Annotated in this window: 13 protein-coding genes and 1 pseudogene; 8 read left to right on the top strand and 6 right to left on the bottom strand. The window is 74.0% G+C overall.

From position 1 onward, the window contains the following. Nucleotides 1–38: 38 nt before the first annotated feature. The 4 genes and pseudogenes from AAFN69_RS22680 to AAFN69_RS22695 form a co-directional block, all read right to left on the bottom strand. Nucleotides 39–922: pseudogene (locus AAFN69_RS22680) on the bottom strand (ABC transporter ATP-binding protein). Nucleotides 923–957: 35 nt separating this feature from the next. Next, on the bottom strand, nucleotides 958–1,986 hold the full coding sequence (locus AAFN69_RS22685) for an iron chelate uptake ABC transporter family permease subunit (protein WP_347730499.1): 1,029 nt from the start codon (nucleotides 1,984–1,986) through the stop codon (nucleotides 958–960). Next, on the bottom strand, nucleotides 1,983–3,113 hold the full coding sequence (locus AAFN69_RS22690) for an iron ABC transporter permease (RefSeq protein ID WP_347730500.1): 1,131 nt from the start codon (nucleotides 3,111–3,113) through the stop codon (nucleotides 1,983–1,985). The genes AAFN69_RS22685 and AAFN69_RS22690 overlap by 4 nt, the downstream gene beginning before the upstream one ends. Before the next feature lie 275 nt (nucleotides 3,114–3,388). Then, nucleotides 3,389–4,384 (bottom strand): ABC transporter substrate-binding protein, encoded by a 996-nt coding sequence (locus AAFN69_RS22695; protein WP_347730501.1) that lies wholly within the window; start codon nucleotides 4,382–4,384, stop codon nucleotides 3,389–3,391. Nucleotides 4,385–4,559: 175 nt separating this feature from the next. Here AAFN69_RS22695 and AAFN69_RS22700 point away from each other — a divergent pair, with 175 nt between their 5' ends. Both AAFN69_RS22700 and AAFN69_RS22705 read left to right on the top strand, forming a co-directional pair. After that, on the top strand, nucleotides 4,560–5,795 hold the full coding sequence (locus AAFN69_RS22700) for a hypothetical protein (protein WP_347730502.1): 1,236 nt from the start codon (nucleotides 4,560–4,562) through the stop codon (nucleotides 5,793–5,795). Nucleotides 5,796–6,661: 866 nt separating this feature from the next. After that, nucleotides 6,662–7,825: a cysteine desulfurase family protein gene (locus tag AAFN69_RS22705; RefSeq protein ID WP_347730503.1), complete on the top strand. Its 1,164-nt coding sequence runs from the start codon at nucleotides 6,662–6,664 to the stop codon at nucleotides 7,823–7,825. Nucleotides 7,826–7,866: 41 nt separating this feature from the next. On the opposite strand, the gene AAFN69_RS22710 is transcribed toward AAFN69_RS22705, so the two are convergent. Beyond that, complete coding sequence (locus AAFN69_RS22710) at nucleotides 7,867–8,568, bottom strand: N-acetylmuramoyl-L-alanine amidase (protein ID WP_347730519.1); 702 nt, start codon at nucleotides 8,566–8,568, stop codon at nucleotides 7,867–7,869. A gap of 59 nt (nucleotides 8,569–8,627) precedes the next feature. Here AAFN69_RS22710 and mnmA point away from each other — a divergent pair, with 59 nt between their 5' ends. Continuing rightward, entirely contained in the window at nucleotides 8,628–9,752 is a 1,125-nt protein-coding gene (gene mnmA, locus AAFN69_RS22715) for a tRNA 2-thiouridine(34) synthase MnmA (RefSeq protein WP_347730504.1), read from the top strand. A 44-nt stretch (nucleotides 9,753–9,796) separates the two neighbouring features. Here mnmA and AAFN69_RS22720 read toward each other — a convergent pair whose 3' ends face one another. Beyond that, on the bottom strand, nucleotides 9,797–10,585 hold the full coding sequence (locus AAFN69_RS22720; protein WP_347730505.1) for an alpha/beta fold hydrolase: 789 nt from the start codon (nucleotides 10,583–10,585) through the stop codon (nucleotides 9,797–9,799). A 127-nt stretch (nucleotides 10,586–10,712) separates the two neighbouring features. Between AAFN69_RS22720 and AAFN69_RS22725 the strand changes: the two genes are divergently transcribed. From AAFN69_RS22725 to AAFN69_RS22745, 5 genes are all read left to right on the top strand, one after another. Further along, the gene (locus tag AAFN69_RS22725; RefSeq protein WP_347730506.1) at nucleotides 10,713–11,252 is read left to right on the top strand and encodes a TIGR00730 family Rossman fold protein; all 540 of its coding nucleotides are present in this window, start codon (nucleotides 10,713–10,715) and stop codon (nucleotides 11,250–11,252) included. A 20-nt stretch (nucleotides 11,253–11,272) separates the two neighbouring features. Next, complete coding sequence (locus tag AAFN69_RS22730; RefSeq protein WP_347730507.1) at nucleotides 11,273–11,971, top strand: SDR family oxidoreductase; 699 nt, start codon at nucleotides 11,273–11,275, stop codon at nucleotides 11,969–11,971. A gap of 249 nt (nucleotides 11,972–12,220) precedes the next feature. Further along, a complete protein-coding gene (locus tag AAFN69_RS22735) occupies nucleotides 12,221–13,219 on the top strand; it encodes a methionine synthase (protein ID WP_347730508.1) in 999 nt (332 codons plus the stop codon). Nucleotides 13,220–13,368: 149 nt separating this feature from the next. Continuing rightward, nucleotides 13,369–15,561: an NAD-dependent DNA ligase LigA gene (ligA, locus tag AAFN69_RS22740; RefSeq protein WP_347730520.1), complete on the top strand. Its 2,193-nt coding sequence runs from the start codon at nucleotides 13,369–13,371 to the stop codon at nucleotides 15,559–15,561. Between the two features lie 427 nt (nucleotides 15,562–15,988). Beyond that, entirely contained in the window at nucleotides 15,989–18,103 is a 2,115-nt protein-coding gene (locus AAFN69_RS22745; RefSeq protein WP_347730521.1) for a bifunctional diguanylate cyclase/phosphodiesterase, read from the top strand. Nucleotides 18,104–18,240: the final 137 nt, after the last annotated feature.

The raw sequence follows: 18,240 nt of genomic DNA on the forward strand, positions 1-18,240 counted from the left end.
CTGTCGCGGCGGCGAAGCACCGTGCGACACCGACGACCTTAGTGAAAACGATTGTCATTTTTCAATACTGCTCCGGGAATTGGAGCGGGTGATCCGGATAACAGACCGGCCAGCCGCCCTCCGGATCCCGTCCGACACGGCCCGCGACCCCCAGCGCGTCTGCGAGCAGCCGCGGGGTCACCACCTCCTCCGGAGCGCCGTCCGCGATCACCTCGCCGTCCCGCAGCGCCACGATCCGGTCCGCGAACCGCGCCGCGTGACCCAGGTCGTGCAGCACCATCACCACCGTCAGCCCGCGCTCGGCGCGCAGCCGCACCACGGTCCCCATCACCTCCAGCTGGTGCCGGAGATCGAGATAGGTGGTCGGCTCGTCCAGCAGCAGTACGCGGGTGTCCTGCGCCAGCGCCATGGCGAGGCGCACCCGCTGCCGCTCGCCGCCGGAGAGCGAGTCCACCGGGCGGTCCGCCCAGGCGCTCACCCCCACATCGGCCATCGCCCGCGCACAGACCGCGTCATCGCCCTCGCGCAGCATCCCGAGCGGTCCCCGGGCCGCGTACCGGCCCTGGCGCACGAGCTGGCGGACCGTCATACCCGGTACGGCGGGCGCCGACTGATGCAGCAGCGCCACCCGGCGGGCGGTGGCCCGGCGGGAGAGCCCGGCCGTGTCCGCGCCGTCCAGCAGCACCCGGCCCGCGGCCGGGCGGAGCAGACCCGCGCAGAGCCGCAGCAGAGTGCTCTTGCCGCAGCCGTTGAGCCCGATGAGCGCGACCAGCTCGCCCGCGTCCACCGTCAGCTCCACCCCGCGCAGCACCTCCCGGCCCGGATATCCGAACCGCAGGCCCTCCACCCGCACGCTCCCCGCCGGCGGGGCGTCCGCCCCGGCCGTACCGGCCCCGAACTCCGTTTTCTCCCGCGCCTTCATGCGATCCCTTCCGTTTCTCCCGCCGTCCGCGCCGATCACTGCTCACCGCTCCTGCTCCGGTGCGCGACGGCCAGCAGCAGCACCGCGCCGACCCCCGTCGTCACCGCGCCGACCGGAAGCGAGAGCCGGTCCGCGTCCAGCACCTCCGCCAGAACCCGCGACAGCCACTGCGCCGCCGCGTCCGCGCCCGCGACCACGGCCGCCCCGATCAGCGCCGCGCCGGGCAGCGTCACCCGCAGATCCGCGCCGAGGAGCGCGAAGGCCAGATGCGGTACCAGGAGTCCGACGAAACCGAGCGCGCCCACCGCCGGCACCGCGCCCGCCGTCAGCGCCACCGCGCAGACCAGGGCCGCGGCCCGCGCCCGCCCGGTGGCCAGCCCGGCCGCCGCGGCCTGTTCCTCGCCGCAGCGCAGCAGCGTGAGCGGCCCGGCGAGGAGCCAGGCCGCCACGCCCCAGAACAGCGCCCAGGGCCAGAGCAGCCGCCAGTGCTCCCAGACCCGTCCCTCGACGGACCCGACCAGCCACTGCACCACGCTGCCCAGCTCGCCCGGGGCGACCAGCAGCACCATCGCGGTGAGCCCCGCCAGGACGGCCGAGGTGAGCACCCCGTACACCGCCACCTTCGCCGGATCGCCCTGTTCCCGGCCCGCGAGCAGGGCCAGCAGCCCGGCCCCGGCGAATCCGCCGAGACAGGCGGCGGCGACCACGGCCGCCGGGTCCTCCCAGCCGGCGAGGCCGAGCCCGGTGGCCGTCACGGCCCCCAGCACCGCCCCGGGAGTGACCCCGGTGACCTCGGGACCGGCCAGCGGATTGCGCAGGGCGGACTGGAGCACCGCGCCCGCGAGTCCGAGCGCCGCCCCGGCCCCGAGCGCCACCAGGGTGCGCGGGAGCCTGAGTCGCAGCACCACATGGCGGGCCGCCGCGTCACCGTGACCGCGCAGCACCTCCCACACCCCGCCCGCGCCGACCGTCCGTCCGGCCACCAGCCCGGCCACCCCGGCGGCGGCCACGAGCACCGCGAGCACCGCCAGAACGGCGGGTACGGGAACGGCACGCGCCCTCATCGGACCGCCTCCCCGCCGGAGCGCCGTCCGCCCCGCAGCAGCGCCACCCCGACCGGCACCCCGAGCAGCGCGGTCCACGCGCCGACCGGGGTCTCGACCGGGGCGAGCGCCAGCCGGGCGGGCAGATCGGCGACGACCACGACGGCGGCGCCGAGCGCCGCCGACCACGGCAGCCAGGTCACGGCCGTGGCGCGGGGCCGTATCCGCCGGGCCAGATGCGGCGCGAGGAATCCGACCCAGGCGACCGGCCCGCAGACCGCGACCACCGGTGCGATCAGCAGCGCGGCCAGGGCGAGGGCGGCGAGCCGGGCCCGCCGCACCCGTACCCCCAGAGCGCGCGCGTCCTCGTCGCCGAGCCGGAGCACGGACAGCACCGGCGCGCAGAGCACGAGGGCGGGCAGCGCCGCGAGCGCCCAGGGCCAGAGCCCGATGACGTCGTCCCAGGTGCGAGCCGAGAGACTGCCCAGCAGATAGCGGTAGATGAGCTGGAGCGACAGCTGGTCGGCCAGCACCATCAGCACCAGCAGCGCCGACTGGAGCGCGGCGGTGACCGCGGCCCCGGTGAGCAGCACGGCCGAGGGACTGCGCCCCAGACCGGCCGCCAGCAGCGTCAGCAGACCGCCGAGCACCGCCCCGCCGAGCGCGAGCAGCGGGGTCACGACGACGGGCAGCGAGAGCGCCAGCACCAGCGGCGCCGCGACGCCGAGCGCCGCCCCGGAGGAGACCCCGAGCATCTCGGGCACGGCCAGCGGATTGCGCAGCGCCTCCTGGAGCACCAGCCCTGCGGCCCCCAGACAGGCTCCGGCGACCAGCGCCAGGACCAGCCGGGGGAGCCGCAGTTCGGTGACGACGACCCCGGCGAGACTGTCCTCGCCGAGTACCCCGGGCAGCGCGGCGAGCGGCACATACGGAGTCCCGAGACAGAGCGCCCCGACCGCCGCGGCACCCACCACGACGGCGACCAGCGGGAGCCCGTACGAGACCCGCCGCCGGCGGGCGGACGCCTTCGTGCCGTGCCCCGGACCGGGCCGCCCGGCCGGGTGGGGGATGCGCGGTTCCGGGCCGTCCGGCCGGGACCGGTGTTCTCCGGATCGGTCCGGCGGTCCGCCGGCGCGCGTCTTGCGCATCGGCGCGGCACGGTCCGCGCCGTCTCCGGGCTCCCCTCCCCGGCCCGGGATGGCGTACGGCTCCGGCGGGCGCGCCTCCGCGGGCCGGCCTCCCTCGGAAGCGGCACCGGCATCCGCACCGGAAGCGGCACCGGGCGCGGAGGGCGGTGAAGCGGCGGCCGGGCGGGGCAGGTGCCCCCCGGCGTCCTCCCGCGCGGGCGCGGCGGCGCCCGGCGGCCTGCGGACCGGCGCCGGCGGCGGCTCGCCGCCCGGACCGGGACTCAGCGGCTCGCCGCTCACCGCAGCGCGGCCGTGGCTTCGTCGAGCACGACGCCCAGGGACCGGGTGCCGCGCCCCTTGGCCCACACCTCGGGGTCGACCTCGATGACCCTGCCCTTGCGGACCGCCGGGATCTTCGACCAGAGCGGGTTGCCGGCGAGTCTGTCCGAAAGGCGCTCGCCCTTCTTCGCCGGGCCGCCGAAGGAGAGCGTCTCGACGAAGAGGACTTCGACGTTCCGGGCCAGGATCTCCTCCAGGCTGTAGGTGCCCTCGATGCCCCGGCTCTTCCACGGGTAGTCGGCGATCCCCGGCAGGATCCCGGCCGTGACATCGGTCCCCGGAGTGGCGACGCCGAAGTTCTCGTCGCTGCCGAACATCACCAGCGCGGTCCGCTCGCTCGGCGCCGCCTCGGCGGCGGCGAGCTTCTTGCGGAAGGTCTCCTCGGCCCGCTCGCCCGCGTCCGTGCGCCCGGTGAGCGCGGCCAGATTCCGCAGATAGCCGACGCTGTCCTGCCACTTGGCGGGCTGCACCGGCCAGAAGACGGTGGCGTCCTTCAGCGCGGGGGCGAGCTTGCCGTGGGTGTCCTCAAGGCCGATGACCAGATCGGGCTCGTAACCGAGGATCGCCTCCACCTCGGGGTTCAGGAAACCGCCGGGCACCACGGGCACCTTCCCGGCCTTCGCCGGGCCCAGGAACTTCTCGTGGGCGAGCAGCCGCGAGTTGGTGGCGGCGGGGGTGATCCCCAGCTCGGTGAGGATGTCGTCGCAGAGCGCGACGAGGCAGACGATGCGCTTGGGCACCGCCTCCGTGGCGACGGTGACGCCCCGGCCGTCGGTGATCTTCCGGGCGGCCTCGATGGGCTCGGCGGTGACCTCGGTCCCGGCGGTCCCGCGCGTGGTGGATCCGCCGCCCCCGGCGCCGTCCTCGACGGTGGTGCCGCATCCGGCCAGCAGCCCGCCCACGACGGCGGCCGCGGCGATGCGGCGGATGCGGCGGAGAGTTCTGTGTGACATGGTCCCCGGTTTTCCTTCCCTTTCGGCACGAATGTCCGGCCTGATGTCCGGTCGATGTCCGGCGCGGCGATCCGGATCGGGTGATCCGGCCCACGCGGCGCATCCGTGCGATGCGGCAGAGTGATGCCACATGATAATCATTGTCAAAAAGCTCCCTGCTCAGGAGGTCGCCGCGATGCCCCTGCCCCCACGCCTGCTGGTCGCCGATCAGATCGCCGGGACCCTGCGCGTCCTCAACCTCCCGGACGGCGAGGAGACTTCGGTCCTGCCGGGCCGCCATCTCGCCGAGCACGCGGGCTTTCTGCTCCTGCCCGGGGCCAGGGCCGCCTTCGTCGACGACCGGGCGGGCGAGCTGGTGGTCCTGGATCCGTACGGCCCCGACGCCGGCCGGCCCCTGGTCGAGGCGGCGGTTCCGGTCGCCGTCCCCGCCGAGCACCTCGCCGCCGATCCGTCCGGCCGGCTCCTCGCCGTCACCACCGGTCTGGGCCGCAACTGGGAACCCTGGACCGACCTGTTGACCGCCGTCGACCTCGGAGCGCCCGGCGACCCCCCGGACGCGGTCCGGGTCCGCACCCGGATCGGCGAGCCCGGGGTCACCGTCCTCGGCGGCCCGGACCCGCTGGTGGTCCTCCGCCACCGCGAACCGGGCGGAATCGCCGCGTACCGCCACAGCGCACTGATGCGCTCACCGGCGGCCTGCCCGCCCGCGGAACCGGACGCCACCCTGCCGCTCACCGACGACGACGGCCACGGCGACGCCCATGACCCCGTACGGGGAAGGGTGTTCGCCGCCGGCGGCTCCGGAGTCCACCGGGCCCGCCGGGAGAACGGCACCCTGATATCCGAGCCGCCCCTGTCCTGGGGCGGCCCCGGCCGGGGCTACTACCTGCGGACCGACCCGGTCCGGCGGCTGCTCTGGTCCTGTGTGCGGGGCGGGCCGCCGGAGCCCGGACGCTGGCCGGAGTGGACCAACGACGCCTGGTGGCACGGGCTCGACTCCGGCCGCACCGGGCGGACACCCCTCGGCCCCGGGCTGGTCTTCCGGCTGGCCGTCGCCGCCGGGCATGTGGCGTACGCCAGGGTCCACCCCGACGGCGACGAACTGATCCTGCTCGCCACCGGCGCGGGCGAGCCGGTGATCACTGCGCGCACCCCCCTGCCCGCGATGGCGGGCGCGCCGCGCGCGGGCGGCACCCCGTGGGACGGCGTCCAGCGGCGGGCCGTCGCGGCCTCACCCGCGGGATCGCTGATCGCGGTGACCCGGGGCGGCCACGGCGAGATCGAGCTCGTCGACGCGCGCGACCCGGGGCGCCGCACCACCCTCACCGTGCCGACCCCGCTCGACGACGGCGGTCATCTGGCACTGATCCACCCGGACGACCCGGGCCACGGTGACCCGGTGGGCCGCTGAGCCGATCCGGCGTCTCCCGTCCGGCTCCGAACCGGGTCTCGCGCGGCTCCCCGGCCGCGGGGCTGTGCGCCGGGGTCTCTCCTCCGGATCCTGCCGGGGCTCGGGTGCCGTCCCGGCCCCGGGCTTTCGGGCCCTGCTCTCACGCCGCGTTGTCGTCGGTCGCCCATGACCGCCCGCGCACCGCGGGCATGGGCGGGGGCCCCGGCGAAGTCAGGGGGCGTGCCCTCGCCGCGGCGGCTCAATCCTCCGCCTCGCGATCCACGGCACCGGACCGTCCCCTGCGCCCGAAGGTGCCGGAGGCGCCCCTGGAAGAGAGACCCCGGGGCTTTCGGGCCGGGGAAGCCGCGGCGTACGTGTCTCCGTGCGGCGGGTCGTCGGTCGCCCACAGGTCCCGCGCGACCCGGGGGCGGCATGGGGGCGAATCGCCGGGGCCGGTCGACGGTCGCCCATGGGTTCCGCGCGCCCCTGCGGGTGTGCCGAATGCCCTCACTCGCCACCCTGCCGGTCACTCCGGCGCAGAGCCCCCGGCCCCGCCGCGATGTGATCCGTCTCACTCCTCGGGTCCGCCGGGCACGGGTGTGTCCCGGCCGGCGTCCGGCGGGGGCGGTCGGCGAGCGGCCAGGGTCCCGGTGCGGGGCGCGGACTCCGTACCGGTGCTCACCGGCGCCGGGGGTGCGTGCCATGTGCACCCGGGCGGCGGCGAGCCCGGCCGGTGGCGTACGGCATGCACCGGAGCCGGCCCGGGCGGGCCGTACGCCCCCGGCGGCCATACGCACCGGTACCGGACAGACCGCGCCCGCCCCGTGGCGCATACCCCCCTGCACCGCACCGGCGCCCGCGCACCGCCTCGTAGAATCGTGCCCACCATGGCTTACCTCGACCACGCCGCGACCACTCCGATGCTGCCGGAGGCCATCGCGGCGATGACCGCGCAGCTCACCGTCACCGGCAACGCCTCGGCTCTGCACGCCGCCGGACGGCGAGCCCGGCGCACCGTCGAGGAGGCCCGCGAAACCCTCGCCGAGGCCCTCGGCGCGCGCCCCAGCGAGGTCGTCTTCACCTCGGGCGGCACCGAGGCGGACAACCTCGCCGTCAAGGGCCTGTACTGGCAGCGCCGCGACGCCGACCCGGCGCGCACCCGTGTGCTGGCCAGCCCGGTGGAACACCACGCGGTCCTGGACGCCGTCGACTGGCTCGGCGAACACGAGGGCGCGACCGTCGAGTATCTGCCCGTGGACCACCACGGCCGGGTGCACCCCGAGGCGCTGCGCGAGGCCATCGAACGCGATCCGGACGATGTCGCCCTCGCCACCGTGATGTGGGCCAACAACGAGATCGGCACCGTCATGCCGGTGACCGGCCTCTCCGCCGTGGCCCGGGAGCACGGAATCCCGCTCCACTCCGACGCGGTCCAGGCATTCGGCCAGCTCGACGTCGGCTTCGCCGCCTCCGGACTGGCCGCGATGACCGTGTCCGGCCACAAGATCGGCGGCCCGTACGGAATCGGCGCACTGCTCCTGGGCCGGGAGTACACCCCGGTCCCGGTGCTGCACGGCGGCGGCCAGGAGCGCCATGTGCGCTCCGGCACGCTCGACGCCCCGGCGGTGGCCGCCTTCGCGGTGGCCGGCAGGCTGGCCGCCGAACGCCGCGAGGAGTTCGCCCGTGAGGTCGGCGCTCTGCGGGACGAACTGATCGCGGCGGTCCGCGCGGCGGTCCCGGACGCGATCCTCGGCGGCGACCCCGACGGCCGGCTGCCCGCCAACGCCCACTTCACCTTCCCCGGCTGCGAGGGCGACTCCCTCCTCCTGCTGCTGGACGCCCAGGGCATCGAATGCTCCACCGGCTCGGCCTGCACGGCCGGAGTGGCCCAGCCCAGCCATGTCCTGCTGGCCACCGGCACCGATCCCGACCTGGCACGCGGCACCCTCCGCTTCAGCCTCGGCCGCACCACCACCCGCGCGGATGTGGACGAGGTCGCCAAGGCGATCGGCCCGGCGGTGGAGCGGGCCCGCACGGCCGGACTGAGCTGACGGCGGCGCCCGGCGGCCTCCCCCGGCGGGCCCCGGGGCACTCAGGCGCTCTTCCTCCCCACCTCCGCACGGGCCCGGCGCACCAGCGTCAGATAGCGGTCCCAGTCCCAGTGCGGCCCCGGATCGGTGTGGTCCGTCCCCGGCACCTCCACATGCCCGATGATGTGCTCCCGGTCCACCGGCAGCCCGTACCGCGCGCATATCCCGGCCGTGAGCCGCGCCGACCCCGCGTACATCGCGGCCGTGAAATCCTGCGGCCGGTCCACGAACCCCTCGTGCTCGATCCCGATACTGCGCTCGTTGAACGAGCGGTTCCCCGCGTGGAAGGCCACATCCAGCTCGCGGATCATCTGCGCCACATGCCCGTCCTTGCGCACCACATAGTGTGTGGCGGCGCCGTGCCCCGGATTCTTGAAGACCTTCAGGGCCACCGGATAGCTGCCCTGCACCACATGGATGATCACCCGGTCGATCCGGTAGTCGTCCGGACGGTCTGCCAGCCGCCAGTTCGCCGACGAGGCGGCCGTCCACTCCGCCCCCGGGTGATCCAGCTCACCCTCCTTGCGCGGCTTCGCCACCCCCGGCACCTGCCACCACAGCTTCCCCAGCTCATCCCGCGCCAGCAGCCCGCCGGCGCCCGCCACCGCGACCCCGCCCCCGATCAGCATGGCTCTCCGGCTCACCCGGGGCCCGCCCGCCCCGCCGCGCCCCGAGGACGCCCCCCGCTTCGTTTCGCTTCCCATGAGCAGTCCAACGTTCACGGGCGAGCTCCCGGTTCCCGGGCCCGTACCCTGGTAGGGCTATGACTCAGACTTCCCAGCGCCCCCTCCGTGTGCTCGCCGCCATGTCCGGCGGCGTGGACTCCGCCGTCGCCGCCGCCCGGGCCGCCGAGGCCGGACACGATGTGACCGGAGTGCATCTGGCGCTCTCCGCGAATCCCCAGTCCTTCCGCACGGGCGCGCGCGGCTGCTGCACGATCGAGGACTCCCGCGACGCCCGCCGCGCGGCCGATGTGATCGGCATCCCCTTCTATGTGTGGGATCTGGCCGAACGCTTCCGCGAGGACGTGGTCGAGGACTTCATCGCGGAGTACGAGGCGGGCCGCACCCCCAACCCCTGCCTCCGCTGCAACGAGAAGATCAAGTTCGCCGCGCTGCTGGACAAGGCGCTGGCACTGGGCTTCGACGCGGTCTGCACCGGCCACTACGCGACCGTGGTGACCCTGGAGGACGGCAGCCGCGAGCTCCACCGGGCGAGCGACATGGCGAAGGACCAGTCGTATGTCCTCGGCGTGCTGGACGAGCGCCAGCTCGCCCACGCCATGTTCCCGCTCGGCGACACCCTCACCACCAAGGAGGAGATCCGCGCCGAGGCGGAGGAGCGCGGCCTGGCGGTCGCCAAGAAGCCGGACAGCCACGACATCTGCTTCATCGCCGACGGCGACACCCAGGGCTTCCTCGCCGCCCGCCTCGGCTCGGCCGAGGGCGACATCCTGGACGAGTCGGGCGCCAAGCTGGGCACCCACGACGGCGCCTTCGGCTTCACCATCGGCCAGCGCAAGGGCCTGCGCATCGGCCGCCCGGCCGCCGACGGCAAGCCCCGCTATGTCCTGGACATCTCCCCGGTGAACAACACGGTGACCGTCGGCCCCAAGGAGGCCCTGGACGTCACCGCCCTCACCGCGATCAGGCCCCGCTGGTGCGGCACCGCTCCCGCCGCCCCCGGCACGTACACCGCCCAGCTCCGCGCCCACGGCGGCGAGACCGAGGTGACGGCGTCCCTGGAGGGCGACGAGCTGAAGGTCACCTTCGCCGAACCGGTCCGGGGTGTCGCGCCCGGCCAGGCGATCGTCCTCTACGACGGCACCCGTGTGGTCGGCTCGGCGACCATCTCCTCGGCGCACAGGGTCGCGGCCGAGGTGAGCTGAGCCGGGGAGTCCGCTTCTGCCCGCCGACTGAGGGAGCAGCAGGGTCAGCCCGCCAGGAAGTCCCCCAGCATCGGCGCCAGCACATGCGGCGCGACCTCATGGGTCTGGCCCGTCAGGGTGCGGTGCCGGCCGCGGGGAAGGGTCTGGGCGACCAGGCGGGCGGCCTCACGGGTCCACGGCGGGCTCGCACCGCCGTCCACCACCATCACGCGGGCGCCGATCCGGCGCAGCAGGAAGGACGGGACCGAGCCGTTGCCCATCACCTCGTGGTCGCGGGGGAGGGTGTGAGCCACCGACTCCAGCTCCGCCCAGAGCGGCGAGCTGCGCATCCGCGCCAGGGTGTCGGCGGGCATTCCCGTGTCGGAGAGATGGAGCGCCAGCGCCTCCCCGGGCCGCCCCTGGGCCAGCAGCTCCCGCAGCCGGGTCCCGTACCCGGCCGGGCGCTGGTCGAGCCGCGCCGACGGGTTGAACGGCGGCTCGTACAGGGAAAGCTGAGTGACCGGAACCCCGGCCGCCGCGGCCCGCAGGGCCAGCACCCCACCCGATGACATGCCGTGCACGGAGGCGCTGCCGCCGATCTCCTCGATGACCGCCGCCAGATCCTCGATCTCCCGGGGCACGGCATAGGGGGCGGTGTCGCCGCTCGCGCCCCGGCCCCGGCGGTCGTAGGTGACGACGGTGAAGCGCTGCGCGAGGAGCGCGGCCAGCGGGGCGTCCGTCGCCGCCGTGCCGAGCGCGCCGCCGACCAGTACCACCGGCGGTCCGTCGCCCCACACCTCGTACGCGATGAGCGTGCCGTCACCCGACCGTGCCCTGCTCAGCGTCCGGCTCATGTTCGTCATACGGGTGGGGACCGGCGCCGCGCACCGGACTCATCGCTCCCGGCCGAGATTTCTCCGCCGAATTCCGGTTGAATCCGGGAGCACCGCGGGCGCCCTCCGGCGCCGTACCGTGGAGGCCATGAATATCTGTGTCTTCCTCTCCGCCGCCGACCTGGACGAGCGTTACACCCGCCCCGCACGGGAGTTCGCCGAACTCCTCGGCAAGGGCGGCCACACCCTGGTCTGGGGCGGATCCGAGGCCGGTCTGATGAAGGTCGTCGCCGACGGCGTACGGGAGGCGGGCGGCCGGCTCGTCGGGGTGTCGGTCGAATTCCTGGCCACGCTGACACGGGCCGACGCCGACGAGATGGTGATCGCCAAGGATCTCGCCGAACGCAAGGCCCTGCTCCTGGCCAAGGCCGACGCGGTGGTCATCATGGTCGGCGGCACGGGGACGCTGGACGAGGCGACCGAGATCCTGGAGCTGAAGAAGCACGGCAAGCACACCAAGCCGGTCGTACTGTTGAACACGGAGGGCTTCTACGACGGCCTGAAGCAGCAGTTCCGGCGGATGGACGCCGAGGGCTTCCTCCCGCTCCCCCTCACCGACCTGGTCTTCTTCGCCGAGGACAGCGTCTCGGCGCTGGCGTATCTGGAGGAGTCCGCCGGCGTGCGGTGAGGGCCCGGCGGGGTGCGAGCATGGGCGGTATGGCAACACACCTGATCACCGGCTCGGGCTCCGGCATCGGCGCGGCCGTCACCCGGCGGCTGCACGAACGCGGCGACGACCTCATCCTCCTCGCCCGCGACGCCGGCCGGGCCCGGCAGCTCGCGGACGCCCACCCCGGCGCCCGCACCCTCGTCGCCGACCTCGCCGAACCGGACCGGATCTCCTGGGCCTTCTCCAAGCAGCCGATGCCCGACCGGCTCGACTCCCTCCTCCACATCGCGGGGATCGTCGACCTCGGGCCGATCGGCGACCTGCGCCCCAAGACCTGGCACCAGCAGCTCAACACCAATCTGATCGCCCCCGCCGAACTCACCCGGCTGCTGCTGCCGCAACTCCGCGCCGAGCGCGGCCAGGTGATCTTCGTCAACTCCGGGGCCGGACTCAGCGCCCGCGCCGAGTGGGGCGCGTACGCCGCCGCCAAGCACGGCCTCAAGGCGCTCGCCGACGCCCTGCGGCAGGAGGAGCGCGCCAACGGCGTACGGGTCACCTCCGTCTTCCCCGGCCGCACCGCGAGCCCCATGCAGGCCAAGGTCCACTCCCAGGAGGGGAAGGAGTACGACCCCGCTCAGTGGATGGACCCGGAGTCGGTGGCCACCGCGATCATCACCGCACTGGACATGCCGCGCGACGCCGAAATCGACAACCTGAGCATCCGCCCGGGCCACTGAGCCGAAGCCCGGGGCCGGGGAAATCAGCCCGGCCGGCGCCGGGAAAATCAGCCCCGCCGGCATGCCCGGGCCCGGGAGAACAGCCCCGCCGGCATGCCCGGGGCCGGGAAAAACAGCCTCGCCGGCGTGTGAGGCGCGGGGTCCGGGGCGGAGCCCCGCAAGGGCCCGCACCCCGCGAGCGAGCGCGCCAGCGAGCGCGCCGCCCCCGCCCCCGCACCCCGGCCGGAGGCCGCCCCGTACGCTTCGCGGGTGAGCGAGAAGCATGAGTTCAGCTGGGGCCCCGCCACCGGCGTCGGGTCCATGCCCGGCGGCGACGCGCGCGAGGCCGCCAAGACCGTCACCGGAACCTTCGGAGACTTTCCCTTCCTGCCGGAACTCCCCGCCCGGGGCCCCGGCGCCGACATGATCGGGCGCAGTCTCGGCCTCCTGGTCGAGATGTACGCCCATGTCGAGCCCAGCGGCTGGCGCATCAGCGACCGGCCGGGGCGCGACACCCGCAGGGCCCGCTCCTGGCTCGGGGAGGATCTGGACGCACTGGAGGAATTCACCCAGGGATACGCCGGCCCGCTCAAGGTCCAGGCCGTGGGTCCATGGACCCTCGCCGCCGCGCTGGAGCTGCGCGGCGGCGAGGCGGTCCTCTCCGACCCCGGCGCCTGCCGCGACCTCGCGGCCTCCCTCGCCGAGGGGATCCGTACACATCTGGCCGAGGTGCGCCGCCGGATGCCGGACGCGCGGATCGTCCTCCAGCTCGACGAGCCCTCCCTCACCGCCGTACTGCGCGGACACGTCCGGTCCGCCAGCGGCTACCGCACCCACCGTGCGGTGGACCGGCAGGTGGTCGAGTCCACACTGCGCGAACTGATCGCCGACGAGCCCGTGGTCGTCCACTCCTGCGCCCCGGACGTCCCCTTCGCCCTGCTCCGCCGGGCCGGTGCCGCCGCCGTCTCCTTCGACTTCGAGCTGCTCACCGAGCGTGACGATGATGTGATCGGCGAGGCGGTCGAGGACGGACTGAAGCTCTTCGCGGGCGTCGTGCCGCCCACCGACACCGCATTGTCGGAGGCGCCGGGTAGCGTCATGGGTGTACGGAAGCTGTGGCGCAGGCTGGGGCTGAATCCGGGGACTCTCGCCGAGTCCGTGGTGGTCACTCCCGGCTGCGGTCTGGCGGGCGCCTCACCGGCGTACGCCCGGGCCGCGCTGGACCTCTGCGTCCGTGCGGCGAGATCACTCGCGGACAACCCTGAGTAGTGGTTGCCGGGAATCGGAAGGACGAAACGGTGGCTGGCGAAGAGCAGCGGACGGACCTGTCGGAGGCCGGGCCGGACGATCCGTCCACGGCGCGTGCGGCATCGGAGCCGGAGCCGGTTCCCGTGCCGGAGGAGGAGGGGCCGGCCGAGCTGCCCGAGGCGGCCACCGGGGCCGCGGCGGAGCTTCCCGCCGAGGCCCGGGAGCGCCATGCCGCGCTGGCCGAGCAGGTGGAGGAGCACCGCACCCTCTACTACGCGAAGAGCAGCCCGGTCGTCACGGACGCCGAATTCGACCGGCTGCTGCGCTCGCTGGAGGCGCTGGAGGACGAGTATCCGGCCCTGCGCACCCCGGATTCGCCGACCCAGAAGGTCGCCGGCGACTACGAGACCGATCTGGCGAAGGTGGAGCACCGCGAGCGGATGCTCTCGCTCGACAACGCCTTCGACGAGGAGGAGCTGGCGGCCTGGGCCGAGCGGGTCGCCCGCGATGCCGGCACCCCCGACTTCCACTTCCTCTGCGAGCTCAAGATCGACGGCCTGGCCGTCAATCTGACGTACGAGAAGGGGCGGCTGGTCCGGGCGGCGACCCGGGGCGACGGCCGGGTGGGGGAGGACATCACCCCCAATGTCCGCACCATCCGCGACATCCCGGAGCGGCTGAGCGGGGACCGGATCCCGGAGCTGGTGGAGATCCGCGGCGAGGTCTTCTTCCCGATGGACCAATTCCAGCAGCTCAACGAACGCCGTGTGGCGGCGGGCGAGCAGCCGTACGCCAACCCCCGCAACTCCGCCTCCGGATCGCTGCGGCAGAAGGACCCGAAGGTCACCGCCACCCTGCCGCTGCACATGGTGGTGCACGGCATCGGCGCCCGGGTGGGCTTCGACATCGACTGTCTGTCGCACGCCTATGAGCTCCTGAGCGAGTGGGGTCTGCCGACCGCCCGGCACAACAAGGTGGTCGACTCCCTGGAGGGCGTCCGCGCCTTCATCGCCCACTACGGCGAGAACCGCCACTCCATGGAGCACGAGATCGACGGCGTGGTCGTCAAGCTCGACGAGATCCCGCTCCAGGGCCGGCTGGGCTCCACCGCGCGGGCGCCCCGGTGGGCGATCGCCTGGAAGTACCCGCCGGAGGAGGTCAACACCAAGCTCGTCAACATCCGGGTCGGAGTCGGCCGCACCGGCCGGGTCACCCCCTACGCCCAGGTGGAGCCGGTCCAGGTGGCCGGCTCCGAGGTCGAGTTCGCCACCCTCCACAACCAGGACGTGGTCAAGGCCAAGGGGGTGCTCATCGGCGACACCGTGGTCCTCCGCAAGGCCGGGGACGTCATCCCCGAGATCCTGGGCCCGGTTGCCGAGCTCCGCGACGGCACGGAACAGCCCTTCGAGATGCCGGCCGAGTGCCCCGAGTGCGGCACCCCGCTGAAGGCGATGAAGGAGGGGGATGTCGACCTCCGCTGCCCCAATGCCCGGTCCTGCCCGGCCCAGCTGCGCGAGCGGCTGTTCTATCTCGCCTCCCGCAAATCGCTCGACATCGAGAACTTCGGCTATGTCGCCGCCGCCGCGCTCACCAAGCCGCTGGAGCCCGCCGAACCCCCGCTGAAGGACGAGAGCGGCCTCTTCTCCCTCACCGCCGAGCAGCTCCTGCCGATCCGGGCGTATGTCCTGGACCAGGACAGCGGGCTGCCCAAGCGGGACCCGAAGACCGGCGAGGACAAGATCGTCTCCGTCTTCGCCAACCAGCAGGGCGAGCTGAAGAAGAACGCCGCCGCGATGCTGGTGAACATCGAGGCCGCCAAGAACAGCCCGCTCGCCCGCATCCTCACCGGACTCTCCATCCGCCATGTGGGGCCGGTCGCGGCGGAGGCGCTGGCCCGGCAGTTCCGCTCCGTCGACCGCATCAGAGCCGCGAGCGAGGAGGAGCTGGCCGCCACCGAGGGAGTGGGCGCGATCATCGCCGCCTCGCTCAAGCAGTGGTTCGCCGAGGAGTGGCACGAGGAGATCCTCCGGGCCTGGGCCGAGGCCGGGGTCCGGCTGGAGGACGAGGGCGCCGGCGAGGACGAAGGACCCCGCCCGCTCGAAGGTCTCACCGTCGTGGTGACCGGCACCCTGGAGAACCACACCAGGGATGGCGCAAAAGAGGCCCTTCAGAGCCTCGGTGCGAAAGTGACCGGTTCTGTTTCCAAGAAAACCTCGTTCGTCGTGGTCGGAGAGAACCCCGGATCCAAGTACGACAAGGCCATGCAGCTGAAGGTGCCGGTTCTGGACGAGGGCGGCTTCGCCGTGCTGCTTCAGGAGGGACCGGACGCGGCTCGTGAGGCGGCAGTGCCGCAGGAGGCGTGATGGAGGGGGCGTGCGCGGTGCCGGGAGAGGGCGCGCCCCCTGAGTTCCCCCGAGCGCCAGGGGCGGGAACCGGACGTCCTCGGCGGATGGGGAACGACCGGTACAGGTCACCCGTTCAGCGCATACCAGATGGATAAGGGTGGCCAGGTCGCATTCGGGCAAGAGCAGTAGAGCGCTGCCCGTCGAACCCTCCCGCGGCCTACTGTTGAGAAGCGCGCCTGTCGTGCACGGCTGTGTGATGGCGTTTCAGTCGTGGTGGCATGAGAAAAGGAACCATCGCCAGGCATCGGCACCGCCGGCTGTGAGAGGGACGGGAATGGAACCGACCGAGAGCGCCGCCCCGGTCCCACGGCCGCATGGGTTCGCAGCCCTTGCCGGCCTCACCGGCAGGGCACCCGGGCTCTCCGTGGCCGTCGTCACGGGAGCCATGGTCCTTCTCGCCACCGGCCTCACCGGCGCGGTCCGCGCGGACCGCGCGCTCTTCCCCGGCTCCACCGTGGGCTGGACCCTCGCCCTGCTCACCGGCATCATCGTCGGCCACCTCGTGGCCCTCGGCCGCGACCGCTGGTGGGGCGGCACCGGCTCCGGCGCCGCCCTCACCATCGCCGTCCTCCTCCTCTACGGCTGGATCCCCGCCGGGCTCGTCAGCCTCGCCGTGGTCGCCCTCGTCGGCACCGCCCGCCGCCACCGCTGGCGCCACGGAATACTGCACGGCTCCGCCGACATACTCGGCATCGGCGCCGCCGCCCTCGTACTCAACCTCTTCGGCGCCTCACCCTCCGTCGAACACCCCTGGGACCCACTCCACTGGGGTATCGAGGCCGCGCCCGAAGTGATCCTGGCGGCCACGACGTATCTCGCGGTCACCCGGCTGCTCCTCTGGTACGTCCTCGCCCCCCAGGGCGGCGGCCTCCCCACCATCGCCCGTACGGCCCTGCTGCGGCAGGGCCTCGTCGCGATCGCCCTGCTCGGCATCGCCCCGCTGATCTGCGTGGTCGCCGTCGCCATGCCCCTGGTGCTGCCGCTCTTCGCCGTCCCGCTCATCGCGCTCGACTCCACCCTGTGGATCGCCCGCGCCCGCGCCGAGGAACAGCTCCGCGACCCGCTCACCGGCCTGCCCAACCGGCAGTGGCTGCTGGAGCGGACCTGGGCGGCCCTGGAGGAGGCCGAGACCCACGGCACCCGCGCCGCGCTCGTCCTGATCGACCTGGACCGATTCCGCTCGGTCAATGACACCCTCGGCCACCTCGCCGGGGACCGCCTCCTCCTCCAGATCTCCCACCGCCTCAAACACGCCCTCCCGCGCGGCGCCGAGGCCGCCAGGCTGGGCGGGGACGAATTCGCCGTCCTGCTGCCCACCGCCGACTCCATCACCAGCGCCCAGCGGGTCGCCCGCCAGCTCGCCACCGAGCTCTCCTCACCCCTCGACCTCGACGGCCTCACCCTCGTCCTGGAGGCCAGCGCCGGCGTCGCCGTCTTCCCCGAACACGCACTCGACGCGGAAGGGCTGCTGCGCCGCGCCGATGTCGCGATGTACCAGGCCAAGCGGGACCGCACCGGCGTCGAGGTCTACGAATCCAAGCGCGACAGCAACACCCCCGACCGGCTCGGCCTCCTCGGCGACCTGCGCCGGGCGCTGGACGCGCGCGAGGTGGAGCTCCACTACCAGCCCAAGGTCCGCTTCGACGGCCATGTCGCGGGCCTGGAGGCACTGGTCCGCTGGGTCCACCCGGACCGCGGCCGGGTCCCCCCGGACGAGTTCATCGCCATCGCCGAGTCCTCCGGCCTGATGCCCCACCTCACCGAGTACGTCCTCGACACCGCCCTCGCGCAGGTCGCGAAGTGGCGCTCGCAGGGCCTCTTCGTCCCGGTCGCGGTCAATGTCTCGCCGCGGGACGTCCACACCCCCGGCTTCGCCGGCTCCGTCGCCGCCCGCCTCGCCCGGCACGGCGTGCCGGCCGGCTCCCTCCAGCTGGAGATAACCGAGCACGTCCTGCTGGAGGACCCGCAGCGGGCCGCGGACACCCTCGCCGGCCTCACCGACCACGGCGTCAAAATGTCCCTGGACGACTTCGGCACCGGCTACTCCTCCCTCGTCCACCTGCGCCGCCTGCCGGTCAGCGAGCTGAAGATCGACCGCTCCTTCGTCGCCCGCCTCGCGGTGGACAACGAGGACGCGGAGATCGTCCGCTGCACCGTGGACCTCGCGCACTCCCTCGGCCTCCTCGTGGTCGCGGAGGGCGTCGAGGACGACGAGACCTGGGAGCGGCTGCGGGATCTGGGCTGTGACGCGGTGCAGGGCTGGCTGGTCGCCGCCGCGATGCCGCCGCAGGAGGCCACCGCCTGGCTCCGGGCCCGCGGGGAGCGGGGCTGGCACCGGCAGCCCCGGGCCACGGCGCCGGCGCCCTCGCCGGCCGCCGCGGAGCCGAACCCACAGCCTCAGCCCCACCCCCTCCCGCACGCCCAGCCGGGCCCGCCCGCCGGCCACCCGTCCCCCCACCACACCGACGCGGACGCCCCCTCGGGCCAGGCCGTCCCCTGACCCCCTTCCCTTCCGGGCCCCGCCCGGGGTGGGCGCCGCCTCAATCGCCGGCGGGGCTTGGGTGTGCGGGTTGCCTGTTTCCCCGGGCCGGGTGCTTGTTGGTGCGGGTTGGGTGCCGCTCCGGTTCGGTACTGGGG

This window comes from Streptomyces sp. CAU 1734 (assembly GCF_039888735.1).
Classification (GTDB): Bacteria; Actinomycetota; Actinomycetes; order Streptomycetales; family Streptomycetaceae; genus Streptomyces.